The organism is Bacillus gaemokensis (assembly GCF_001590835.1).
Classification (GTDB): domain Bacteria; phylum Bacillota; class Bacilli; order Bacillales; family Bacillaceae_G; genus Bacillus_A; species Bacillus_A gaemokensis.
Genome location: NZ_LTAQ01000015.1, coordinates 23,060 through 46,287 on the forward strand (window position 1 = coordinate 23,060; position 23,228 = coordinate 46,287).

A 23,228-nucleotide genomic window follows, 5' to 3' on the forward strand; every position below is an offset into this window, starting at 1 on the left:
GAATCTTACCGATGCAAAAGGAGTGAAACTATAAAATGCTAACCTCATATATCCGAATTTCCTTACAACCTGTCGTTCTATCATTACTTTGTTTACAATTAATTATGATTATATTGGGAGGTTTTTTCTTTTCTACTACAGCAGCATACAATGAGTATATCGCTCAGGGAGAATGGTGGCGGTTTATCACTTCTCTATTTATACATGTGGACTTACAACATTTTCTTTCTAATAGCATTTGTTTATTCTTTCTCGGTCAATCTATCGAAAAACAACTAGGAAGCATTCCTTTTACTATTGTCTTTTTCACCTCTGGTATTAGCGGTAATATTTTCTCTTATTTCATTATGCCACTTGGATATGTTCATGCAGGGTCATCTGGAGGGGTTTTCGGGCTACTGGGTGCACAACTTTTTCTTTTATACAGCCGCTATCGGTCTTCTCAATCACAAGACTTACTTCTCTTTTCTTCAATTATATTTTTATTGTTACTTTTTACTTTCTTTAATCAATCTGCCAATCCCATTAGCCATTTAACAGGATTATTAGTTGGCGGTATTTGCACCCCGCTTTTAATAAAAAAAATTGATGGTGCAGAGCTTATTTAACATAAAAACTTCCACCATCAATCATTTCTATCTCTTCCTTCGCACTCAGCTTTCTCATTAATTGAAATAACGCTTCATCCTTCTTCTTCGCCTCAATCATACAATCAATTTCTGGAACACTTCCTTTGATTTTCTGCAAAAAAGTTAGAAAAGTATCTGCATCTATACAATCCGCATGAGCTCTAGGATCATTTCCTTCCCTCGGACTAGAAATATGCATTTTGACTGGCAACAAAGATGTGTCCCACGTATTCACAACACGATGCCAATCTTCATACCAATCTCCTCCATCGTTATTTATCATATGATGATGGAGGTCAAACACAACTGGAACTGCCAGTTTTTCACCCAAATATAGTGTTTCTTTTAGAGAAAAAGTCGTATCATCATTTTCTAACATAATCATTTCTTGAATACTTACTGGCACATTCGACCAATTTTCAATGAACCCTTCTAACGCAAGTTCTTTATCATCATATCCACCACCAACATGCAACACACATCGATGTCTTTGCTGTATCCCCATTCCTCTTAGTAGCTTTCGATGCATATGAAGGGTCTTTATTGATTTCTTGAAAATATGGTCTTGCGGCGAATTTAATATAACAAAATGATCTGGATGAAAATCAATTCTCATGTTCATCCGATGCGCATACTCACCTAACTCTTTTAATTTCTCTTTTAAAGGACGAATATAATTCCAATCTAACAATTCTTCATGATTCGCTAAAGGAATCAATTTTGAACTAAGTCGAAAAAAGGATATCTCATATCCCTTATTATGCTTTAATAACCGCAAACAATTGTCTAAATTAGAATTAGCAATTCTCTCAAGCTTATGAATTGCTGCCTCTCGATCCGAAATACGCTGAAATTGTGCATATGTCATCGTTTGCGAAGGAGATGCGTTTTTCAAGTGCACACTCATCGCTACATAACCGAGTCTTACAAGCATAAAATCCCTCTTTTCTATACACTCCATTATGTAGTATGTGCAATTAAATAGAAAAAGGATGCCCCTTTGGACATCCTTTTTTATTAAGCTTGTGGTTTACGGCTATGATGTTTTCTTTCGCCGCGTCCATTTGAAGATCCTGGGCGACCTTGACCTTCACCTTTACGACCACGGTTGCGGTTACCATCACGGTTACCATCTCGATTACGACCATCACGGTTGCGATCGCGATTACGGCCATCACCACCGCCGCGTCCATCACGATTACGGCTACGGTTACCATCACGGTATCCACTTCCGTTACCACCGCGCTTTTTAGAACCTCTTGAAACAACTGGTGGCTCTGATGTTAAGGCGATTGGTGTTGTGTCTGGCTCTTTTGTCATCATTTTTAAAGCAGCTGCTACAACAGTTACAGAATCATTTTCTTCTAGCATTTCTTCGGCAATACGCTTGTAGTATGATAAGTTATCACTTTCAATTGTACTTTGAAGTTTTTCTGCGATTAAACGTTGTTGACCTTCTAATGCTTCGTCAAGTGTCGGTGCATCCATACGGTCTATTTTACGTTTTGTTGTACGCTCAATATTTTTTAATTGTCCTGATTCACGTGGTGTTACAAATAACATTGCAATACCTTTTTTACCAGCACGACCAGTACGACCAATACGGTGAACGTATGATTCTGGATCTTGTGGAATATCGAAGTTGTATACGTGTGTTACACCTGAAATATCAAGACCACGTGCCGCAACGTCTGTTGCAACAAGAACTTCAATAGAACCTTCTTTAAATTTACGTAATACAGACATACGCTTGGCTTGTGTTAAATCACCATGAATACCTTCTGCTGCATAGCCACGTAAGTTTAATGCTTCTGATAACTCATCAACACGACGCTTTGTACGACCGAATACAATCGCAAGCTCTGGAGATTGAATATCTAGTAAGCGTGTTAACACGTCAAACTTTTTCTTTTCTTGCACTTCTAAATAGAATTGCTGAATGTTTGGCATTGTTACTTCTTTTGCTTTTACTTTAATATGTTGTGGCTCAGTCATGAAACGCTCAGCAATGCGACGGATTGGATCTGGCATTGTCGCTGAGAATAATAATGTTTGATGTGTTTCTGGCACATCTGATAAGATTGCTTCAATATCTTCAATGAAGCCCATGTTTAACATTTCATCTGCTTCATCAAGAACAACTGTTTCTACGTTTTGTAGACGAAGTGTTTTACGGTTGATGTGATCTAAAATACGTCCCGGCGTACCAACAATAATGTGTGGGTGTTTTTTTAGTGCACGAATCTGACGGTTAATATCTTGCCCGCCATAAATTGGTAAAATACGAACACGTTTGTGCTTACCAATTTTGTAAAGCTCTTCCCCAACTTGAATCGCTAACTCGCGTGTTGGAGCGATAACAATACCTTGAACCGATTCTTTATTTGTATCCACTTTATCTAGTAGTGGTAAGCCGAATGCTGCTGTTTTCCCTGTACCTGTTTGCGCTTGTCCAATAATATCTTTCCCTTGCAATGCATGTGGAATTGTTTCAGCTTGAATTGGTGTAGCCTCTTCAAAGCCCATACTTTCAACAGATTGCAGTAAGGAATCACTTAATCCTAATTCTCGAAATGTTGTCAATGTTACTTCTCCTTTTCTATCCTATACTTATCATTTAAAAAAAGGCGTTTTCCGAATTTGCGGAAAAGCCCTTTTCCTGAATGCTCACGTATATAAACGGGCGTATATTCTTCGCGAAAATACTTCTAAACGTTATTACACTTTATCAATTATAAGTTTTGTATGTGTAAAAAGCAAACCCAACTGTTACCTTATTTCATATAAAGAGCTTTTTTCTTTACTTTTATTTTTTAATTATTTACTGTAAGCGCTTATTAGCAGTTTTCGCTATTTTTCTATCTGTCATCCCTATTTATATGCACCAATTATTTCAACATCGTAATAATTTCTTCTAATTTCATTCCACGAGACGCCTTTACTAATACAACATCTTTCATATCAACAACCTCTTGTAAATCTTTCACAAGATCTTCTTTGTTATCATATGCTTTTACACGTTCATTAGAAAAATTAATTTTTGCTCCTTCAGCAATTTGCGCTCCTAGTTTACCATACGTAAATACATGAGAAATACGTGCTGGATCAATCAATTTACCCACTTCATAATGAAATTGTACTTCTTGGTCTCCAAGCTCTAACATATCACCAAGAACAACAATCTTTTTAGAAAATCCATCTAAACCATTCATTAAATGAAATGCAGCTTCCATTGCTGTTGGGCTTGCATTATATGCATCATTTATAATTGTTAATCCGCTGTCTGTTTTTACAATTTCCATACGCATACCTGTCATTTTAAGCGTTAATAGCCCTTGTTTCATCTCTTCCCATGTTACACCAAAATATTTCGCAATTGCCATCGATGCGAGTGTATTATATACATTATGTTTTCCAAGAACCGGAAGATAAAATGCCAGATTCACTTCTTGATTCATCTTAAAATGAGTGCCGGTTGCCTGTAATGTTACAGAAGTTGGAAAATATTCATTCGCTCTTGCATCACCAAACGTAATCATCTCTGCAGCTAGGTTCATATTTGGAACACGATTTGTTAGAAGAGGTTCGTCTCCATTGTATACAAACACTCCACCTTCTTGTAACCCTGTAACAATTTCAAGTTTTGCCTCAGCAATTGCATCACGAGACCCTAAATCCATCAAATGCGCTTCACCAATATTCGTGATAATTGCAGCATTAGGACGAGCCAACTTAGATAAAAATTCAATTTCACCTCGGCTAGACATTCCCATCTCTAATACAGCCATTTCCGTATTTTCTTCTAGGCTTAAAATAGTAAGCGGTAAACCAATATGATTATTAAAGTTACCCTCTGTTTTTTGAACCTTAAATTTAGTTGCAAGAAGACTTGTCACAATATCTTTTGTAGACGTTTTACCATTACTTCCTGTTACCCCTACAACCTTTACATCTAATTGATCGCGATAACTCTTTGCTAATGTTTGCAGTGCTTCTAACGTATCTTCTACAAAAATAACAGGTATATTTACCGGCGGATTTTGCACATCGTTTTTCCATAGCGTAGCGACAGCACCGTTTTCAATTGCCTTATCTACGAAAGAATGGCCATCGAAGCGATCACCTTGAATTGGAATATACAAATTTCCCTTTTCAATTTTTCTTGTATCAATTGATACACCTTGTACAGTAATATGAGAAAATTCTTCTCCTAATCCCGTACCAGCCACCATCTGTTCTATTTGTTTTACCGTTCGTTTCATCATAAAAAACACTCCTTACATAGAAGAAACACTATTCGCTTGAATAGTGCTTCCTCCCTTTTTGTTAGATTGTATATTTAATTTTTTGTTTTTCTTCGTGACGCTCAATTGCCAAACGAATTAATTCTTCGATTAATTCCGGATACGGTAAACTTGTATGTTGCCATAACAGTGGGAACATACTAAACGGCGTAAACCCTGGCATTGTATTTACTTCATTAATATATACTTCTCCATCTTTTGTTAAGAAGAAATCCGCTCTTGTTAAGCCAGCGCTATCTAAAGATTGGAATGCACGAATTGCATCTCTTTGAATTGTTGCTGTTTCCTCTTCTGTAATTTCAGCCGGAATAATTAATGCTGTATCACCATCAATGTATTTTGATTTATAATCGTAAAACTCTTTCTTAGGTACAATCTCGCCAACAACAGAACATTTTGGCTCATCATTACCTAAAACACCAACTTCCACTTCACGTCCCACAATATTTTCTTCTACAATAATCTTGCGGTCAAATTGGAATGCTTCTTCGAATGCTCGCTCTAATTCTGCACGATCTTTACATTTATTAATACCAACACTTGAACCAAGATTCGCTGGTTTTACAAAACATGGGTATCCTAGTGTTTCTTCTACTTTGTCATAAGCTACTTGACGGTCTTTCTCCCATACACTACGAATGAAAGATGCATACTTCGCTTGTTTTAATCCCGCTTCAGCAAAGATGTTTTTCATAACAACTTTATCCATACCCGCTGCAGAAGCTAATACGCCGTTACCAACGTATGGAATATTCATTAATTCTAATAATCCCTGCACCGTTCCATCTTCACCATTTGGTCCGTGTAACAATGGGAAAATAACATCAATTGCATTTTCTTGTTCAGAAGAAGCAACCGGAAGAATTTCTGTACTTAATGCTACTGGAGAAATTGCATTTTCTTCGCCAGTCATTTGTAATGCTTGCACACTTGCTACTTCACCTTCAATACGCTCACCGCGCATCCATTGGCCTTGCTCTGTAATATAAATTGGATGAATCTCGAATTTTTCTTGATTTAATGCTTTAATAGCAGCAAGAGCTGTTTGTAATGAAACTTGATGCTCCGCTGATTTTCCACCATATAATAAACCTAATTTAATTTTCGTCAATGAAATCACCCTAACCAATTGTTTTCATTTTTCTATTTTAGCACTTTTTATAAAAATAGGTAGTTCCTATTTGAAATAAAATGAAACTTCCACAAATAACAAAAAGGCACCACTTATTGGTTTTTTATATTTTCCCATGTAATTTTCTTTACTGATCATCAAAAATGGATCTTGAAAGTAAGATTATACTATGTTCTAGTTATGTACCTAAAATATGAAAAAACTCCTCTGTTTGTGTATGTCACCTATGAATCATGAAGATTGTTTCGCCATACTCCCCTTCTGTCTTTGTTCTACAAGACGATCCAAAGATATATATACAAGCCCTGCTACTACACACCCTACTCCTAAAATCGTAAATAATACATGCCCGAGCGCACGATCAAGTAACAACCCACCGAGGAGCGGCCCAAATGCATTTCCTGTAATCCACTGCAAACTCGCTGCACCCATGTACGTTCCACGTAAATGTTCTGGTGCTAAATTCGCAACAAATGTCATTTGTACAGGAGACATAATCATCTCACCAAATGTATATACCGCATACACAACAAGTAATGTTATTAAAATTATAGTAGCATTTATCCCCATTCCACCAAACCATTTCGGTAACCAACCAATGAAAAACAATCCAATCCCAAATAACCATGCACCATATAACATTGTCTTTCCAACTCGTTTACCTGCTGCCCACTTAGAGATTTGAAATTGGAATAAGACAACTAATAAACCATTTAAAGCCATTAAATATGGATACGGATTGTTTTTACCAAATATCTCTTTCATTTCATTATCAAAATGAAGAGGCAGCATACCCTCTGTTTGTGAGAAACCCATGGAAATAATAATCCCTGCCAACAAATAAATCATTAGGACCTTATCTCTCAAGACAACCTTCCAAACAGAACCTGATTCCTCCTCCTGGTTCTTCCGATCCTCTTTCATAACTTTTGGCATTGTTTCTTGAATAAGTAGTAACACAAGAAGTGCATAGAATAACATTGTAGATGAAGCAATAATAAACACAAGATTTTTTGAAAGTACAACTACCGAAGCCCCCATAATCGGTCCGATTGCCGCACCAATATTATGCCCCATTCGTAATAATCCGTAAGCCTCTGTCCTTTTTTCAGGAAGCGTTACATCTGCCACCATCGCTGATGCAGCTGGGTGAAACAACGAATTACTTAATCCTAAAAAAACAGACAAAATAGCATACGGAATAAATCCTTCTATAAATAAAAAACCAAGCATTAATAACGCATTACTTGCCATCGAGAATATCATAATTGGCTTTCTTCCATATTTATCAGCGATTCTTCCCCCTATCAAAGAACCAAAACTTGCTGCTATTGGGGAAAGCGCCATAATGATTCCTACTTGCAATAAAGAATCTACTTTATCTTTTAAATACAATGCAAAAAAAGGCATCAACATCATCATCGCAATTCCGTTCAATGTTTCTCCAATAAAACGAATCCATACATTACGATCCATTTCTTTTAGCTCACGCCATGTCTTTTTCATTTCACCACCCCTTTAATCGACCACTCTCTATCTTATATTAATTTTTAAATAATGTAAATTTTCAAAATAAAAAATCCGTCCTATTTTAAGAACGGATTTTCTCCTTATAAATTCGCTACATCTTCCTCATCTTTATGATTATTTAAAACACTATGCTTTCGGCTATATAGGAAGTAAACCGCTACACCTATCACCATCCAAATGCCAAAACTCATCCATGCTGTGCCTGATAATTGCAGCATCAAATATACACAAAAGATAACTGTTAATGCTGGTAAAAACGGTACAAGCGGTGCTTTAAATGCACGTGGTAAATCTGGATGTGTTTTTCTCATTACAATAACCGCAATGGCTACAAGCGCAAATGCCGATAATGTCCCCATATTTACAAGGTGTGCTAGCACATTTAAATCAATAAGGCCTGAAATAAGCGCTGCAATAATACCTGTTATCCATGTATTTAAAAATGGTGTTTTAAATCTCGGATGAACTTTCGCAAGACGTTTCGGCAATAATCCATCACGACTCATTGCATATGAAACGCGAACTTGGCCATACATCATTACTAACATTACAGTTGTAATTCCTGTAATTGCTCCCACTGAGATAATACCTGCTAAACTATCTTGTCCAATAAATTGAAGTGCGAAAGCTACTGGATCAGAGATGTTCAATTGTCCATATGGAACAATTCCTGTCAAAATAAGCGAAACGATAATATAAAGAACTGTACAAACGAGTAATGATGCAATGATACCGATTGGAAGATCACGTTGTGGACGCTTAACCTCTTCCGCAGCCGTTGATACAGCATCAAAGCCGATAAAAGCGAAGAACACCGTTGCCGCTCCTGCCATAACACCATCAAGACCAAATGGCATGAAAGGTGTCCAATTTTCTGGCTTTACGTAATTAAAACCAGCAAAGATAAATATAAGTACAACTGCCAATTTAATGAACACCATAATATTATTTACACGAGCGCTTTCACGCACACCTCTAGATAAAAGAACAGTCATAATTAAAATAATAATAACAGCTGGTAAATCAATAAGCCCACCCTTCCCTGTTCCAGGAGCAGAAGATAAAATGGTCGGAATATGAATACCAAATCCCTTTAATAACGATTGAAAATAAGCCGACCACCCATTAGCAACAGCAGATGTTGCTAACAAATATTCCAGCATTAAATCCCATCCAATTAAAAAGGCAAACACTTCTCCCATCGTCGCATACGTATATGTGTAAACGCTTCCTGAAACTGGAACAGAAGATGCAAACTCCGCATAACAAAACGCAGCAAAGGCGCAAGCTAATGCAGCTATAGCAAATGATAAAATAATAGCTGGTCCAGAATGTTTTGCAGCGACAACACCAGTAAGGACAAAAATCCCTGTTCCAACAATAGCTCCAATCCCAAGCATTGTTAAATCAATTGCTCCTAATGTTCTCGCTAATGTCTTCTGTTTACTTTCTTGCATTAATTTTGCAAGTGGCTTCTTCTGAAAAATTTGCTTCATAGCATGCACCTCTTAGTTTTAATATTCTGAAAATTTTTAATTTGTTTTTTCATTTTACTTATACCGTGTTTTTTAGTCAATACTTTTGTCGAAATAAGAAGAAATATATTTCATATCCTTCGACCAAACAATCTAATTACTTTACAAAACTTGTCCTCTTCATATTTGTTCATCAATTAAATAATTTGATAATTCGAAAAATAAGGCAACGAATATACAAATAATGCATATAATTATATCCCTATATCTTTTTATAATTATTTTTGATATTCTATACATTGTCGATTCCAATAAAAAGAAAGAGGCACACTCATTTTATGAGCATGCCTCTTTCTTTTATTTTACAGTATATGAACCTTCTTCAATCCAACTATACATATACTTCTCATCTTCTGCCGCATGTGCTTGTTTTACAATGCGAAGTGGACGGAACGTATCAATCATAACAGCTAATTCAATGGTTTCTTTTTTCCCTAGACTTGCTTCAGTTTTTCCAGGATGCGGTCCATGAGGAATGCCACTCGGATGAAGTGTAATCGACCCTTCTTCCACACCTTTCCGGCTCATGAAATTCCCTTCTACATAATAAAGAACCTCATCACTATTTACGTTACTATGATAATACGGCGCTGGAATTGCTTCTGGATGGTAATCATATAAACGAGGTACAAAAGAACAAATCACAAAGTTATGTCCTTCAAATGTTTGATGAACTGGCGGTGGCTGATGAATACGTCCTGTAATCGGTTCAAAGTCCTCTACATTAAAGACCCATGGATATAAATACCCATCCCATCCAACAACATCTAACGGATGATGCCCCATAACATGCTTGTGCATATAGCCTCTCGACTTTGTCATAACGACAAAGTCGCCTTTTTCGTCATATGTTTCTAACTTCTCTGGTCCACGAATATCTCTTTCACAGAACGGACTATGCTCTAGCAATTGACCATACTCATTACGATAGCGACGAGGAGTTGTAATTTGGCTATTTGCTTCTACAACAAGAAACTTAGATTCACCCTCATCTGGAATAACGCGATAAATTGTTCCAATTGGAATTGTTACATAATCACCTTTTCGATAATGAATCGTTCCAAACATTGTCTCAATTTTCCCCGTTCCATAGTGAACAAATAACATTTCATCCCCATCACCATTGCGATAGAAATAATCCATTTTTTCTGTCGGATTCACAACACCGATTAGTAAATCTTCATTCCCTAATATAAAATCCCTTCCACTTACCGCATCTCCAGTTTTTCTACTCCCTTTCGTGCGAAAGTGACGATGAGCAAGTGCTACATCTTCTTCATACTGCAACTGACAAGAATGCGATAACGCAGCATGCCCTACTTCAGTTGGCATATAATGATGATACAAAATAGATTGTGTACCTGAGAAACCTTTTGTTCCCATCACCTGTTCACGATAAAGTGATCCATCTTCTTTACGAAATTGTACATGTCGTTTATGAGGAAGTTCCCCCATGTGACGATAATACATGCCCATCACTCGCCTTCGTTTCTTTTTTCACTATATTACGTAATGTACCTAATCCCGTGATCGCAAGTTCTACAACATCACCATCTTGTAACCACTTTTCTGTACCCAATTCTAAAATACAACCTGTACCTACAGTCCCGGAACCAATTACATCCCCTGGATATAACGTTACATCCTCTGAAGCACGTTCGATCATTTCTGCAAACGTATAGTAAATATCTTGAAAATTCCCTTTTGATAAAAGTTCTCCGTTTACATGAGCTGTCATTTCCAAATCATAACGTTCACCTATGCGATAAACATTTAATTCCTCTTTCGTAACAAGACAAGCTCCTAATGAAGTAGCAAAGTCCTTACCCTTTGCTGGTCCAAGCCCTACCTTCATCTCTGTAGCCTGTAAGTCCCTTGCACTCCAGTCATTCATAATACAATAACCAAAAATATATTCTTCTGCCTGTTCACGCGAAATATTTCTTCCTTCTCTCCCAATGACACAAGCAATCTCTAACTCATAGTCGAGCTTTTGAGATTGTTTCGGACAAGAAACAGTAGCCTCTGGCCCGATGACAGCACGGTGATTCGTAAAATAAAAAACGGGAATATCATACCACTCTGGCACAACATCTAAACCACGGCGTCCACGAGCCGTTTTAACATGTTGCTCAAATGCGTAAAAATCCCGAATGCTACTTGGGTTAGGAACCGCAGCGCAAAGTTGCACATCTTCCAAAGGATATACACCATTTGTTGGACTTTGAATACTACGCGCTATTTCTACATACTCATCCGCTTTCTCTAAAAAAGCGAGCATTGACGAAGGAAGCACTCCATTACTTGCTATATTCATATCGATTACTTTGTCACCTTCTAGCCACCCTGCTCGCATTTCTTGTGAAGGAAGACGAAATGTAATAAATTTCATCAATATTCCTCCCTTCAGTCATAAAAATTGAAATTCCCGCTAGCAAGAAGACTCATTTCTTGCTAGCGGATACAAATTTTATAGGTTTCCGCGGCGCTCTTGTTCTCTTTCAATAGATTCAAATAGCGCTTTAAAGTTTCCTTCTCCAAATCCACGAGAGCCTTTACGTTGAATGATTTCAATAAATAATGTTGGACGATCTACAATTGGTTTCGTGAAAATTTGTAGTAAATAACCTTCTTCATCACGATCTACCAGAATCTTAAGCTCTTTTAATTTGTCAATCTCTTCATCAATTTCACCAACGCGTGCTGTTAATTCATCATAATATGTGTCTGGTGTATCTAAAAACTCAACCCCATTTGCACGAAGCGCTTTAATTGTTTTCACAATATCATTTGTCAATAATGCAAGATGCTGTACACCTGCGCCATTATAAAACTCTAAGTACTCTTGGATTTGTGATTTACGCTTACCATCTGCTGGTTCATTAATCGGAAACTTAATACGACTTCCATTTGTCATAACTTTTGACATTAGCGCGGAATATTCTGTACTAATATCATCATCATCAAAATGAATCATTTGTTTAAAGCCCATAACGTTTTCGTAATAGCTAACCCACTCTTCCATCTTTTCAACGTTACCAACAACGTGATCCACAGCAATTAATCCTGATTCTTCACTTGGAATATTAAATTCAACTTCCTCATAACCAGGCATAAATTTCCCTTTATAATTTTTACGTTCTACAAGAGTATGAATTGTATCGCCGTACGTACCAATTACTGCTTTTTTTAATGTTCCGTGCTCATCCGTCAATTCTTCTGGCGGAGAAATCGCAACAGCACCTCGTTTTACCCCTTCTGTGTATGCCTTCTCAACATCATCAACAAGTAAAGCTACATCCTTTACTCCATCACCGTGAGTCTTTACAAACTCCGCAATGCGACTATCACTATTTAAAGTTCCAGACACAACAAAACGCATGTTTTTTTGCACAAGAACATAAGATACCTTTTCACGGTTGCCTGTTTCTAATCCAGAATAAGCTACAATTTTAAATCCAAATGCTCTCGCAAGATAATAACTTGATTGCTTTGCATTCCCTACATAAAATTCTAAATAATCGACATCACGTACCGGAAAGAAATCTTCCATCTGTGCAGCTAACGTATCCATAGATTTTTGTTTCATAAATTCCTCATCCCCCTGTAAATAAATTAAATGTTACATACTTAGAACCAATCGAAAACGCTTCCAGCTACCACCAAAAAAATTAGTTAGCAAGCTAACAAATTTCTGACTCTTAAAATTTTCTATCTTTTCTGTCAAATTCCTCTTTTTTTCTTTCAGATAAAATTCGACTTTTTTCTATCTAAACTAACATACAGTGAATTTGAATTATTACGAGCTACAGAAAAATGAATTATTAGTTAAACCTATTGGAATTTCAATGCGTTTTATCGTCCCTAAATCGAAAAATTTAGCAACAATTATAGAGAGGTATACAGAGAAGGAATATAAAAAAGACCCTAACATATTAAATACCTATAATATGCTAGAGTCTTTATTTTTTTGAAATAATAGTGTAAATAACGTATAAGAAATTCTTTTTATCTATATTCATCATACTAATACATTTGTAAGGAATACAATCAAGGCTGTTAATACTGCTGCTCCACTTGCTGATCCTAAAAAATCCATTTTTGTTACTTTTAATACTTCTTTGTTTTCCATATTCCTCATTCTCCTTTCAATTTGTAACACTTGTTCTGTTACATTTCTGGTACAAGTTTTCTATTATACTAAAACACTTGAAAGAAATACGATTAATGCTGTTAATACTGCCGCTCCGCCTGCTGATCCTAATAAGTCCATTTTTGTTACTTGTAACACTTCTTTGTTTTCCATCGTTTTATTCTCCCTTCAGTTCTTTACTATTTTTAGTTTGTAATTTCGGTTCTACTTCTTATGCAATATTTTTTCTACTATACTAAAGCGTTAGCTAAAAATACGATTAATGCTGTTAATACTGCTGCTCCGCTCGCTGATCCTAAGAAATCCATTTTTGTTACTTTTAATACTTCTTTGTTTTCCATATTATCCATTCTCCCTTCAATTCTTTACTATTTCTCGCACTGTAACATCCGTTCTACTTCTTGTACAAAATGTCTATTATACTAAAACACTTGAAAGAAATACGATTAATGCTGTTAATACTGCTGCTCCACCTGCTGATCCTAATAAGTCCATTTTCGTTACTTGTAATACTCGTTCGTTGTTCATATTTATTCTCTCCTTTTTAATAGACATTTATATGTAATTTCTAAGAAATGATTAATTCATAGTTTTTATCTTAACGTTACATTAAATTTGTTTATGTAACGTTTGTAACATTAATGTAACATAAATTATTTTATACTGCAATATAAACACGTAAAATTTATTACACTTTTTTACGAAATTATTAATAAACCTCAAAAAACCCTTATGTATAGCGCTTTTCATTAAATATATGTTTGTAATATTAATGTAACATTACAGTTACAAAGAGAAACAAATAATTGTAGAGCGTCCTTATTCCTTTTGTTACAGCATAATACGCTTATATAAACAAATGATTTTCCGACTAATACACAATATTAAGAATCCTATAACCCCCAAGACAAGTTTATATGTTTCCTCTATATAACTATGTATAATAAAAACAAAGAGGTGGTCAGTTTGAAATTAATCGCACTAGATATGGATGGTACACTACTATCATCTAATCTTGAAATCTCCAAAGAAAATTTACAAGCTATTCATAGTGCTCAAGCAGCCGGTCATGTCGTAATGATTTGTTCTGGTCGTGCAAAAGAAGATGCTTTGAAATTATTGGAAGAATATCAATTATCACTTCCAGTCGGAGCAAGCAATGGGGCAATTGTTTATGTTGATGGGAAAGTAATTAATGCACGTTGTTTACAAAATAATAAAGTATACGAACTTGCTAAATTACTAGAATCTGAAGAGTTTCCATATAAGCTGTATACGAATAAAGGTGTTTACGCTCCTTATAATTGGAAAGAACAAGTAGTGCACGCCTTTGAGAAAAATAAACATTCCCTTGATGTGACAATTGAAGAAATAGAACGTATCTCAGAAAAACAACAAAAATCAAATTTAATTACTACTTTCCAAAAAGTTGAAGACGTCGTAAGTGATCCTACTTTAGAAATCTCGAAATTCTTTATTTTAACGTTTGATGCAGTGCATCGCTCACAATTACTCCAATCTTTACAAGAAGATAAAGAAATTATGGTCACAGCATCCGCTCCAACGAATTTAGAAATTATGGACAAGCATGGTCATAAAGGAAATGGATTACAAGAGATGGCATCTTATTTCAACATTCCAATTCAAGACACCGTCGCAATTGGAGATAACTTTAATGATGTACCAATGCTAGAAGTAGCTGGCTTATCCGTTGCAATGGGAAATGCCGAAGAAGAAGTAAAGAAATTATGTGATGTTGTGACATTAACAAATGACGAATATGGTGTTGCTCATGCCATTGAGCAATATGTATTAAAACAAACATCATCAAGTAAATAAAACAAGGACTCTTTCATCATTTGAAAGAGTCCTTTTCTTTTAAACGTGATGACAAGCAACAAGATGCCCTTCTCCAAAATCACGAAATTCCGGTACAGTTTTCTTACAAACATCCGTTGCAAATGGGCAACGTGTGTGAAAACGACAACCTAACGGTGGATTCGCTGGACTTGGAATATCCCCTTGTAGAATAATCCGTTCACGCTTAACTGTTGGATCCGGAATTGGTACAGCGGATAATAATGCCTTCGTATATGGATGAAGCGGATTCGCAAACAGCTCGTCACGGGGAGCTGTTTCTACAATCGTTCCTAAATACATAATCCCTATTTTCGTACATAAGTGCTCCACAACACTTAAATCATGCGAGATAAATAAATAAGATAGACCTTTTTTCTCTTGTAACTCGCTAAATAAATTTATAATCTGTGCTTGAATAGATACATCTAACGCTGCAACAGGCTCATCAGCAACAATAAACTCTGGATTTAATACCATCGCTCTTGCAATAACAATACGTTGACGTTGCCCTCCAGAAAACTCATGTGGGTAACGATCAATATGATAAGGTGCTAAACCACATAGCTCTAGTACTTCTAACACTTTTTCGCGAACATTCTCTTTCGTCGCTAAGCCATGTGCCAGCATCGGTTCACCAAGTGCTTCACCAATTCGCATCCGCGGATTTAATGAACTAAATGGATCTTGGAACACAAGTTGCATATTTGGGCGATGTTTTCGTAAATCTTCTTTCGATAACATGTGAACATCTTGACCTTTAAATTTCACTTCACCTTCTGTTTTTTGAACGAGACGGAGAATTGTTTTTCCAATTGTTGTTTTTCCACTTCCAGATTCACCAACAAGGCCAAACACTTCACCTTTATTAATTGTAAAACTTACTCCATCCACTGCTTTTACATGTCCAATCGTTCTACCAAATACGCCACCCTTAATTGGAAAATGAGTTTTTAAATTCTTCACTTCTAATAACGGTTCACTCATTGCTCAGCACACTCCTCATATAACCAGCAAGCTACTTTATGATTATCTTCATGCACCTTAAGATCTGGTGTTATATTCTTACATATATCCATGCAATGTTCACATCGACCGCTAAAGTAGCAAAACTCTCCTAAGCCAACTAAGTTTGGAACCTGTCCTGGAATGGAGTACAATTTATCTGCTCGTTTTCCCATTACCGGTTTTGATCTTAATAAACCTTTTGTATATGGATGTTTTGGATTTTGGAATAGCTCTAGAACAGGCGCTTCTTCAATTACCTTACCACCGTACATCACGACAACATAATCTGCCATTTCCGCTACAACACCTAAATCATGCGTAATTAATAGAATAGAAGTTTTGAATTCTTCTTTTACCTGCCTTAATAAATCCAATATTTGCGCTTGGATTGTAACATCTAGCGCTGTTGTTGGCTCGTCAGCAATAAGCAACTTTGGATTACAACTCAGTGCAACAGCAATCATAATACGCTGTAACATCCCTCCGCTTAACTCATGCGGATAGGAATGAACAATTTCATCAGCACGTGCAATGCCAACTTTACGAATCAATTCAATTGCTTTTTTATAAGCTTCATTTTTACTAAGAAGTTCATGCTCCCTTAACGTCTCAACAATTTGTTCTCCAACAGTAAAAACCGGGTTAAGAGACGTCATCGGTTCCTGGAAAATCATCGCGATATCATTTCCTCTTAAACTTCGAAGTTCTTTCTCTTTCATCCCTAATAGACTTTGACCGTCATAAAGAATATCACCGCCAACGATCCCTCCAGATTCAGAGATGAGTCCCATAATGGATAAAGCCGTTACACTTTTTCCGCAACCTGATTCTCCTACTACGCAAACCGTTTCACCTTCCCGTACAGAAAAGCTAACATGATTCACAGCTTTTACTGTGCCTTCTTCTGTCTGAAAGTGCGTCTGTAAATCCTTTAGTTCTACTACTGCTTTACTCATGATTCCTCACCTACCGCTTCATTTTTGGATCTAATGCATCACGAAGTGCATCACCAAGTAAATTAATTGATACAACCGTTATAAAAATCGCAAAACCAGGCGGTATCCATAGCCATGGACGTTTTTGGAAATCAATCAATGAGTTTGCGGCACTAATCATATTCCCCCACGATGGTGTAGGTGGAACAACCCCAAGACCTAAGTAACTTAATGCTGATTCACTTAAAATCGATCCTGCCACACCTAATGTTGCCACAACAATTAATAGTGGTAACACGTTCGGGATTAAATGGCGAAGGATTTTGCGAGAATCTTTTAATCCTAATACTTCAGCAGCTTGCATAAATGCCTGCTCACGAAGGGTTAGAATTTGTCCTCTAACAAGACGGGCAAGTCCTGGCCAACCTACTAAACTTAAAATAATCATAATTACGTAAAGGCGATATTCAGATGGGAGTTTCCATTCAGACAAGATTGCTCCCATAATTATTAATAAAGGTAATCCTGGGATAGACATTAACACATCTGCAATACGCATAATAATATGATCGACAATACCACGATAGAAACCAGAAATAGCTCCTAGCAGTGCCCCAAGTATGACAGACAAAACCATAGAAGCTAAACCAATTGTTAATGAAATTCGGCCAGCTTGCATTAACCTCGTTAAAATATCTCTGCCTAGTTGGTCCGTACCGAGCCAATGTGAAAAGTTTGGTGCTTTATTAATTTGCGTTACTTGCACCGTCCCTTCAGCATACGGCGAAAAGAATGGTCCAATGAAACTAAATAAAAGCATAAAAATTAAAACATACAGACCAAACAATGCTAATTTATTTTTCTTTATTTTTTTATAGGCCTGACGCCACGGTGATGCCTCATTCCCCTTTTTTTGTTTTTTCTTTTTCTTTGTTATTGCTGTAACAGTCTCCATCTCTTCCCCCCCCCCTTACTTCAGTCGAATTCGTGGATCAACAAGCGCATATACAATATCTGCAAAAAAGTTTGCCATAATCGTTAAACAAGAAAGAAACATCGTAAATGCCATTAATACTGTATAATCACGAAAATTTAATGCTTCTAATTGAATACTTCCAATTCCGGGCCAATTAAAGATTTGCTCAATAATGATTGCACCAGAAAATAATCCTGGTAATTCAAATGCAAGTAATGTAATCGCTGGTAAAATCGCATTTTTTAATGCATGTTTATAAATAACTGCTCTTTCTTTCAATCCTTTTGCACGTGCAGTACGGATATAATCTTGTCTTACAACCTCAAGCATGCCCGTTCTAAAATAACGCGTTAATGATCCAACACCTAGAAGCGTTAAAATAAATACCGGTAAAATCATATGTCGTAACACTTCTAATATGTATGTAATACCCGTCGAGTTACTCCCAATGTCAATCATGCCGCCAATTGGTAATAAATTCAGATCAACTGCCAATACTTTTATTAAAAATAATCCAATAAAGAATGATGGAAATGACATTGCAGCAAAGACACCAATTGTTACGAGCCTATCAAACCATGAATGTTGTTTTGTGGCTGAAATAACACCAATAATAAGTGCAATTATCCAAGTAAAAAACAAAGCCGCAACAGCAACAATAAATGTGTTCCAAATAAATTTATTAAGTAATGATGTCACAGGTTCTTGGTATTGCAATGAGAAACCGAAATCACCATGCATTGCATTACCTAGCCAATGAAAATACCGCTCAATAATCGGTTTATTTAATCCATACAATTCTCTTAATTCTTGCGCTCGTTCTGGCGTTAACTTTGGATTAGAATCAACATAATCGCCCGGCAAGAGGGCAAATAAGAAAAAGATAATAATAGATGTACCAAACAATGTAGGTATCATTTGAAAAAACCTACGAATGATATATGTTTTCACCTTTTGTCTCTCCTATCATTATTTACTTAAAAATAGAAGAACATTTTTTCAGATCAGCTTTTACCACTTGCTGTATGAAAAAATGTCTTCTATTTGTACTTAATTATCTTTATTCTTCAATTGACAATACTGATAAGTTTGAGCTAATACCATCGTATTTTTCTGGATTAATACCTTTTATACGAGCGTTATAACCATAAAGTAATTTACGGTAGTTTAATAAAATAACAGGTGGATCGTCATTTAACTCTTTATATAATTCTTTATAAATTTGCTTGCGCTTCTCAATATCAACTGTTTCTATACCTTTTACAATTAATTCATCTGCTTTTGAATTCTTATAACCTGTATCATTTTTTGGATTTGTTGATAAGTAGTCACTTACAACATCACTTGGATCACTAATACCTGGCGTTGAAACAGATGCTAAATCATAGTCACCTTTTCCAAGTTTTGAAAGCATTGTATTAAAGTCCATCAACTCTGGATTAAACTCGACTCCTATCGCTTTATAATTTTCCTTTGCAATTGGAATAAAGATATCATTTGTTTTCCCTGTACTTGATGCATAATATGTTAATTTTAATTTTTGGCCATCTTTTTCACGAATTCCATCAGAACCTACTTTCCATCCTGCTTCATCCAATAATTTCTTCGCTTTTTCCACGTCGTATTGATATTTATTAATACCTTCTTCTGTATACGCCCAAGAAACTGGAGCAATTGGTACATTTGCAACCGATCCGTAACCTTGTAGAGCTGTATCTACATATTTTTTACGATCTAATCCATAAATCAGTGCCTGACGTACTTTTTTATCTTTTAAATACGGTTTCTTATTATTCATATAGATATAAGCAATATCACTTGATGATTCAAGATGAATATTCGCAAACCCTAAACCTTTTAATTGATCAATATTTTCTGGATTCGCTCTAAATCCAGTATAGTCAAGTTCTCCTGTTTGGAATAATTGGAATCCTGTGTCACCTGATGTAATTTTATAAATGAAGTTTTTAATTTTTGGTTTTCCTGCATAATAGTTTTCGTTTGCAACGAAACGGACTTCTTGTCCTGGAACATACTTATCAAACTTATAAGGACCAGCAGCAATTGGCTGACCATATAATGCTTTCAAATAATCTAAACTTGTATTTTGCTTATAATCTTTTCCATAATATGCTTTAGATAAGACCGGTCCTCCAAGACTCGTTAATGCTTGAGAGTTTACCTTCTCTGTTGTAATTTTAATTGTCTGTGGATCAACTACTTTAATCCCCTCAATAGAATTTGCTTTTCCTTCTTTATAATCTTTTCCGCCCTTAATCGCATATTGGGAAATATCCATTCCACCTTCATATGCTTTATCATGTAAGAGTGTTAATGTAAATGCCACATCATCTGCCGTTAACAGGGAACCGTCACTAAACTTTAAATCTTTACGTAAATGAAATGTATATGTTAACTGATCGGAAGAGACATCCCATTTTTCCGCAAGCTCTGGAATTGGTTTTCCTTGCTTATCTGTCGTGACAAGAGAAGCAAAAATAACAGATGTTACATTGCCATCCCATCCATTATCTTGGAAATAAGGTAAGAAAACACCACCTGGTTTAGAAATGGCAGTAATGAAAGTATCTTTCCGTTGGTTTGCTTTCTCCGGGCTTTTCTTCTTATCTGTAGCTGCAATTGTTTCTATTTTTACATCTTTCAAATCTTGCTGTTTTGCTGATTCTGTTGAAGCCTTATCCTCCTGTCCCCCACAAGCGGATAACACAAGCGAACTACTCAGTAATACTGAAAATACACCAGCCCATTTTTTTATTTTTTTCTTCATTGTCCCCACCCTAACTTTTTTAATAATTACACTTTATGAACAGCTTGCCTTATGTATGCCTCCCACAGCAACATTTTATAATACATCGGAAAAGTAGGTTTTGAATACAAAAAAATAGATGTTTTATGAGGGGTAACAATCTTATTCCGACCTTTCCGGTAGACTTTATGGTTATTAGCTTATATCTTTCGTTATATTTTGTCAATTCTTTCTATATAAATATTTTAAGAATTTTCATAAAGTTATTGATCAATCTTTAATTTAGGCAAACTTAACAATATTCCATTATAATTATCTTCTTGTAATCCTTGTATTCTCGCATTATGAGCAGAAACAGATTTACTATTATTTAAGAAAATAACTGGTGGATCTTCACTAAGTTCTTGATACAGCTTCTTATATATCTCTTTTCGCTTTTCAATGTCCAATGTTTGTAATGCTTGTGTTGCTAATTCATCTACTTTCGGATTACGATATCCATCATAGTTTCGCTTACTTGTTGAAACAAACTCTTCAATCGTCCCACTTGGATCATCAATCATTGGCGTAGATACCATCGCTAAGTCATAATCTCCTTTGATTACCTTTGAAATCATCGTATTAAAGTCCATGTATTCGGGATTAAAATCTACACCAATTTTTTTATAGTCTTCTTTCATAATTGGTATCAAAACATCATTCATTTTACTGTCAGCAGAAGCAAAGTAACTTACTTTCAATTTTTGACCATCTTTTTCACGAATCCCATCAGATCCTTCTTTCCAACCTGCTTCATCAAGTAATTTCTTCGCCTTATCTAAGTTATACTCATACTTATTAATGCCATCTTCTGTATACGCCCAAGAAACTGGAGTAATTGGTACGTTAACGAGTGAAGCATACCCTTGGAAATACGTATCGATAATCTTTTGACGCTCTAATCCATAAATAAATGCCTGACGGACACGCTTGTCATTAAAGTACGGTTTCTTATAGTTCATTTTGATATAACCGTAAGAGCTTCCCGTATACACATTAATATTCGCAAACCCTAGTCCTTTTAATTGTTCTACTGTTTCCTCATTTGTTGCGAAACCATCATAATCTACTTCACCTGTTTGAAATTGCTGCAATTTTGTATCACCTTTTGTAATTTTATAAATAAAATGCTCAATCTTTGGTTTTCCTTCAAAATAATTTTCATTCGCAACGAAACGAACTTCCTGACCTGGAATATATTTATCTAATTTATAAGCTCCCGCTCCCATCGGCTTCCCATATAACTCTTTTAAATACTCTAAATGCCCTTGCTTATACTCTTTGCCGTAATAAGCTTTTGATATAACCTCTCCGCCTATAAGAGATAATGTTTGTGCATTTACTTTTTCTGTCGTAATTGTAATTGTTTTTGGATCAACAATTCGGATCCCCTCAATTGTATTTGCTTTTCCTTCCTTATACGCTTGCCCACCTTTAATAGCAGTCTGACTTATATCTGTTGCCCCACTATAAGTTGGGTCATGTAAAAGAGTTAATGTAAATGCCACATCATCTGCCGTTATTGGAGATCCATCACTAAACTTTAAATCATCTTTCAAATGGAACGTATATGTAAGTTGATCAGCAGAAATATCCCATTTTTTCGCAAGAATCGGGATTGGCTTTCCTTCTTTATCTAATCCGACGAGCGGCGCAAAAATGACCTGCGTTATATTACCATCCCAACCGTTTTCCATAAAATGCGGAAGGAATATCCCCCCTGGACTTGGCATCCCAATTACAAAGGTATCTTTCCTTTCTTTCGCCTTTGCTGGATTTTTCGCTTTATCACTTGCTTGAATAAATTCATCTTTTACTTTTGGTACGTTCGCTTTTTCATTTGTACTTGCCTCTTCTTGACCACATCCCGCGAGCAGCACGGATGTACTAAAGACAGTAGCCAGTAAACTAGTTAATACTTTTTTCATTTTCCTCACCCTTATTCAATATTTTCTACTTGTCTAACGAAATAACAGCTCCTTCCTGCAACTATCTTTACTTTGCCCATAAAAATAGTATGAATTGATTTCAAGATTATTCCTTTCTCTCGATCATGTCAATCATTCTTATTGTTTTACTCTTAAAGAAACGAGTTAAAACCTATTCTATTATTCAATAGACGAGCATAGACTACTAACAAACTACCAAAAAGGGGGCGAAAGTATGGACAAACTATTCCAATATGTCTTGCACTATGTTGCATTAACACTCATAATAGTCGGGGCATTGCTACTATTTCCCTTCTTCCCAAAGTTCGTCCTCTTTTTAGCATTCTTCTTTATACTCGGGCTTGCAATTACTATTTCTATAAGGGAAGACGATACACAAAAAGAAAGCAGAGTTCAGCGTGCGAAGCTGTAAAC

22 protein-coding genes are annotated in these 23,228 nt (G+C 35.9%); 3 read left to right on the forward strand and 19 right to left on the reverse strand.

Annotation, left to right across the window (positions count from 1 at the left end):
• The first annotated feature begins 35 nt into the window (after positions 1-35).
• Positions 36-608 (forward strand): rhomboid family intramembrane serine protease, encoded by a 573-nt coding sequence (locus AZF08_RS14955; RefSeq protein WP_033677590.1) that lies wholly within the window; start codon positions 36-38, stop codon positions 606-608.
• On the opposite strand, the gene uvsE is transcribed toward AZF08_RS14955, so the two are convergent.
• From uvsE to AZF08_RS15020, 13 genes are all read right to left on the reverse strand, one after another.
• Entirely contained in the window at positions 601-1,563 is a 963-nt protein-coding gene (gene uvsE, locus AZF08_RS14960) for a UV DNA damage repair endonuclease UvsE (protein ID WP_033677588.1), read from the reverse strand. The two genes, AZF08_RS14955 and uvsE, sit on opposite strands and share 8 nt — an antisense overlap.
• Before the next feature lie 83 nt (positions 1,564-1,646).
• Positions 1,647-3,212 (reverse strand): DEAD/DEAH box helicase, encoded by a 1,566-nt coding sequence (locus tag AZF08_RS14965; protein WP_033677586.1) that lies wholly within the window; start codon positions 3,210-3,212, stop codon positions 1,647-1,649.
• A gap of 305 nt (positions 3,213-3,517) precedes the next feature.
• Complete coding sequence (locus AZF08_RS14970) at positions 3,518-4,894, reverse strand: UDP-N-acetylmuramoyl-tripeptide--D-alanyl-D-alanine ligase (RefSeq protein ID WP_033677584.1); 1,377 nt, start codon at positions 4,892-4,894, stop codon at positions 3,518-3,520.
• Positions 4,895-4,955: 61 nt separating this feature from the next.
• The gene (locus AZF08_RS14975; protein WP_033677583.1) at positions 4,956-6,044 is read right to left on the reverse strand and encodes a D-alanine--D-alanine ligase; all 1,089 of its coding nucleotides are present in this window, start codon (positions 6,042-6,044) and stop codon (positions 4,956-4,958) included.
• A gap of 252 nt (positions 6,045-6,296) precedes the next feature.
• On the reverse strand, positions 6,297-7,571 hold the full coding sequence (locus AZF08_RS14980; protein WP_033677581.1) for an MDR family MFS transporter: 1,275 nt from the start codon (positions 7,569-7,571) through the stop codon (positions 6,297-6,299).
• A 104-nt stretch (positions 7,572-7,675) separates the two neighbouring features.
• Positions 7,676-9,091 carry an amino acid permease gene (locus AZF08_RS14985; RefSeq protein ID WP_033677579.1) on the reverse strand — a complete coding sequence of 472 codons (1,416 nt, stop codon included), beginning with the start codon at positions 9,089-9,091 and terminating at the stop codon, positions 7,676-7,678.
• Positions 9,092-9,427: 336 nt separating this feature from the next.
• Positions 9,428-10,600 carry a homogentisate 1,2-dioxygenase gene (locus tag AZF08_RS14990; RefSeq protein WP_033677576.1) on the reverse strand — a complete coding sequence of 391 codons (1,173 nt, stop codon included), beginning with the start codon at positions 10,598-10,600 and terminating at the stop codon, positions 9,428-9,430.
• On the reverse strand, positions 10,566-11,522 hold the full coding sequence (locus tag AZF08_RS14995) for a fumarylacetoacetate hydrolase family protein (RefSeq protein ID WP_033677575.1): 957 nt from the start codon (positions 11,520-11,522) through the stop codon (positions 10,566-10,568). Before AZF08_RS14995 ends, AZF08_RS14990 begins: the two co-directional genes overlap by 35 nt.
• A 78-nt stretch (positions 11,523-11,600) precedes the next feature.
• Positions 11,601-12,719, reverse strand: a complete 1,119-nt coding sequence (gene hppD / locus AZF08_RS15000; protein ID WP_033677573.1) for a 4-hydroxyphenylpyruvate dioxygenase — start codon at positions 12,717-12,719, stop codon at positions 11,601-11,603.
• Positions 12,720-13,151: 432 nt separating this feature from the next.
• Positions 13,152-13,262 carry a DUF3948 family protein gene (locus AZF08_RS15005; RefSeq protein WP_033677571.1) on the reverse strand — a complete coding sequence of 37 codons (111 nt, stop codon included), beginning with the start codon at positions 13,260-13,262 and terminating at the stop codon, positions 13,152-13,154.
• A 63-nt stretch (positions 13,263-13,325) separates the two neighbouring features.
• On the reverse strand, positions 13,326-13,436 hold the full coding sequence (locus AZF08_RS15010) for a DUF3948 family protein (RefSeq protein WP_033677570.1): 111 nt from the start codon (positions 13,434-13,436) through the stop codon (positions 13,326-13,328).
• A gap of 77 nt (positions 13,437-13,513) precedes the next feature.
• Positions 13,514-13,624: a DUF3948 family protein gene (locus AZF08_RS15015; RefSeq protein ID WP_033677567.1), complete on the reverse strand. Its 111-nt coding sequence runs from the start codon at positions 13,622-13,624 to the stop codon at positions 13,514-13,516.
• A 76-nt stretch (positions 13,625-13,700) separates the two neighbouring features.
• Positions 13,701-13,811, reverse strand: a complete 111-nt coding sequence (locus AZF08_RS15020; RefSeq protein ID WP_033677566.1) for a DUF3948 family protein — start codon at positions 13,809-13,811, stop codon at positions 13,701-13,703.
• 438 nt (positions 13,812-14,249) lie between these two features.
• Here AZF08_RS15020 and AZF08_RS15025 point away from each other — a divergent pair, with 438 nt between their 5' ends.
• Positions 14,250-15,122: a Cof-type HAD-IIB family hydrolase gene (locus tag AZF08_RS15025; RefSeq protein ID WP_033677564.1), complete on the forward strand. Its 873-nt coding sequence runs from the start codon at positions 14,250-14,252 to the stop codon at positions 15,120-15,122.
• A gap of 39 nt (positions 15,123-15,161) precedes the next feature.
• On the opposite strand, the gene AZF08_RS15030 is transcribed toward AZF08_RS15025, so the two are convergent.
• The 6 genes from AZF08_RS15030 to AZF08_RS15055 form a co-directional block, all read right to left on the reverse strand.
• The gene (locus tag AZF08_RS15030) at positions 15,162-16,127 is read right to left on the reverse strand and encodes an ABC transporter ATP-binding protein (RefSeq protein ID WP_033677562.1); all 966 of its coding nucleotides are present in this window, start codon (positions 16,125-16,127) and stop codon (positions 15,162-15,164) included.
• The gene (locus AZF08_RS15035; protein WP_033677560.1) at positions 16,124-17,104 is read right to left on the reverse strand and encodes an ABC transporter ATP-binding protein; all 981 of its coding nucleotides are present in this window, start codon (positions 17,102-17,104) and stop codon (positions 16,124-16,126) included. The genes AZF08_RS15030 and AZF08_RS15035 overlap by 4 nt, the downstream gene beginning before the upstream one ends.
• Positions 17,105-17,114: 10 nt before the next feature.
• Complete coding sequence (gene opp4C / locus AZF08_RS15040) at positions 17,115-18,038, reverse strand: oligopeptide ABC transporter permease (protein ID WP_033677557.1); 924 nt, start codon at positions 18,036-18,038, stop codon at positions 17,115-17,117.
• 15 nt (positions 18,039-18,053) lie between these two features.
• Positions 18,054-19,010: an ABC transporter permease gene (locus AZF08_RS15045; protein ID WP_033677555.1), complete on the reverse strand. Its 957-nt coding sequence runs from the start codon at positions 19,008-19,010 to the stop codon at positions 18,054-18,056.
• 109 nt (positions 19,011-19,119) lie between these two features.
• Positions 19,120-20,847, reverse strand: coding sequence for an ABC transporter substrate-binding protein (locus tag AZF08_RS15050; RefSeq protein WP_033677553.1), 1,728 nt, complete (start codon positions 20,845-20,847; stop codon positions 19,120-19,122).
• 242 nt (positions 20,848-21,089) lie between these two features.
• The gene (locus AZF08_RS15055; protein WP_033677551.1) at positions 21,090-22,793 is read right to left on the reverse strand and encodes an ABC transporter substrate-binding protein; all 1,704 of its coding nucleotides are present in this window, start codon (positions 22,791-22,793) and stop codon (positions 21,090-21,092) included.
• A 235-nt stretch (positions 22,794-23,028) separates the two neighbouring features.
• Between AZF08_RS15055 and AZF08_RS15060 the strand changes: the two genes are divergently transcribed.
• Positions 23,029-23,226 (forward strand): hypothetical protein, encoded by a 198-nt coding sequence (locus AZF08_RS15060; protein WP_033677549.1) that lies wholly within the window; start codon positions 23,029-23,031, stop codon positions 23,224-23,226.
• The last annotated feature ends 2 nt before the right edge of the window (positions 23,227-23,228 follow it).

What these genes read in the sequence shown, in the direction of transcription:
- AZF08_RS14955 (WP_033677590.1), top strand. Translation starts at nt 36, where the DNA reads ATGCTAACCTCATATATCCGAATTTCCTTACAACCTGTCGTTCTATCA.
- uvsE (WP_033677588.1), bottom strand. Translation starts at nt 1,563, where the DNA reads ATGCTTGTAAGACTCGGTTATGTAGCGATGAGTGTGCACTTGAAAAAC.
- AZF08_RS14970 (WP_033677584.1), bottom strand. Translation starts at nt 4,894, where the DNA reads ATGATGAAACGAACGGTAAAACAAATAGAACAGATGGTGGCTGGTACG.
- AZF08_RS14980 (WP_033677581.1), bottom strand. Translation starts at nt 7,571, where the DNA reads ATGAAAAAGACATGGCGTGAGCTAAAAGAAATGGATCGTAATGTATGG.
- AZF08_RS14985 (WP_033677579.1), bottom strand. Translation starts at nt 9,091, where the DNA reads ATGAAGCAAATTTTTCAGAAGAAGCCACTTGCAAAATTAATGCAAGAA.
- AZF08_RS14990 (WP_033677576.1), bottom strand. Translation starts at nt 10,600, where the DNA reads ATGTATTATCGTCACATGGGGGAACTTCCTCATAAACGACATGTACAA.
- AZF08_RS14995 (WP_033677575.1), bottom strand. Translation starts at nt 11,522, where the DNA reads ATGAAATTTATTACATTTCGTCTTCCTTCACAAGAAATGCGAGCAGGG.
- hppD (WP_033677573.1), bottom strand. Translation starts at nt 12,719, where the DNA reads ATGAAACAAAAATCTATGGATACGTTAGCTGCACAGATGGAAGATTTC.
- AZF08_RS15005 (WP_033677571.1), bottom strand. Translation starts at nt 13,262, where the DNA reads ATGGAAAACAAAGAAGTATTAAAAGTAACAAAAATGGATTTTTTAGGA.
- AZF08_RS15010 (WP_033677570.1), bottom strand. Translation starts at nt 13,436, where the DNA reads ATGGAAAACAAAGAAGTGTTACAAGTAACAAAAATGGACTTATTAGGA.
- AZF08_RS15015 (WP_033677567.1), bottom strand. Translation starts at nt 13,624, where the DNA reads ATGGAAAACAAAGAAGTATTAAAAGTAACAAAAATGGATTTCTTAGGA.
- AZF08_RS15020 (WP_033677566.1), bottom strand. Translation starts at nt 13,811, where the DNA reads ATGAACAACGAACGAGTATTACAAGTAACGAAAATGGACTTATTAGGA.
- AZF08_RS15030 (WP_033677562.1), bottom strand. Translation starts at nt 16,127, where the DNA reads ATGAGTGAACCGTTATTAGAAGTGAAGAATTTAAAAACTCATTTTCCA.
- AZF08_RS15035 (WP_033677560.1), bottom strand. Translation starts at nt 17,104, where the DNA reads ATGAGTAAAGCAGTAGTAGAACTAAAGGATTTACAGACGCACTTTCAG.
- opp4C (WP_033677557.1), bottom strand. Translation starts at nt 18,038, where the DNA reads ATGGAGACTGTTACAGCAATAACAAAGAAAAAGAAAAAACAAAAAAAG.
- AZF08_RS15050 (WP_033677553.1), bottom strand. Translation starts at nt 20,847, where the DNA reads ATGAAGAAAAAAATAAAAAAATGGGCTGGTGTATTTTCAGTATTACTG.
- AZF08_RS15055 (WP_033677551.1), bottom strand. Translation starts at nt 22,793, where the DNA reads ATGAAAAAAGTATTAACTAGTTTACTGGCTACTGTCTTTAGTACATCC.
- AZF08_RS15060 (WP_033677549.1), top strand. Translation starts at nt 23,029, where the DNA reads ATGGACAAACTATTCCAATATGTCTTGCACTATGTTGCATTAACACTC.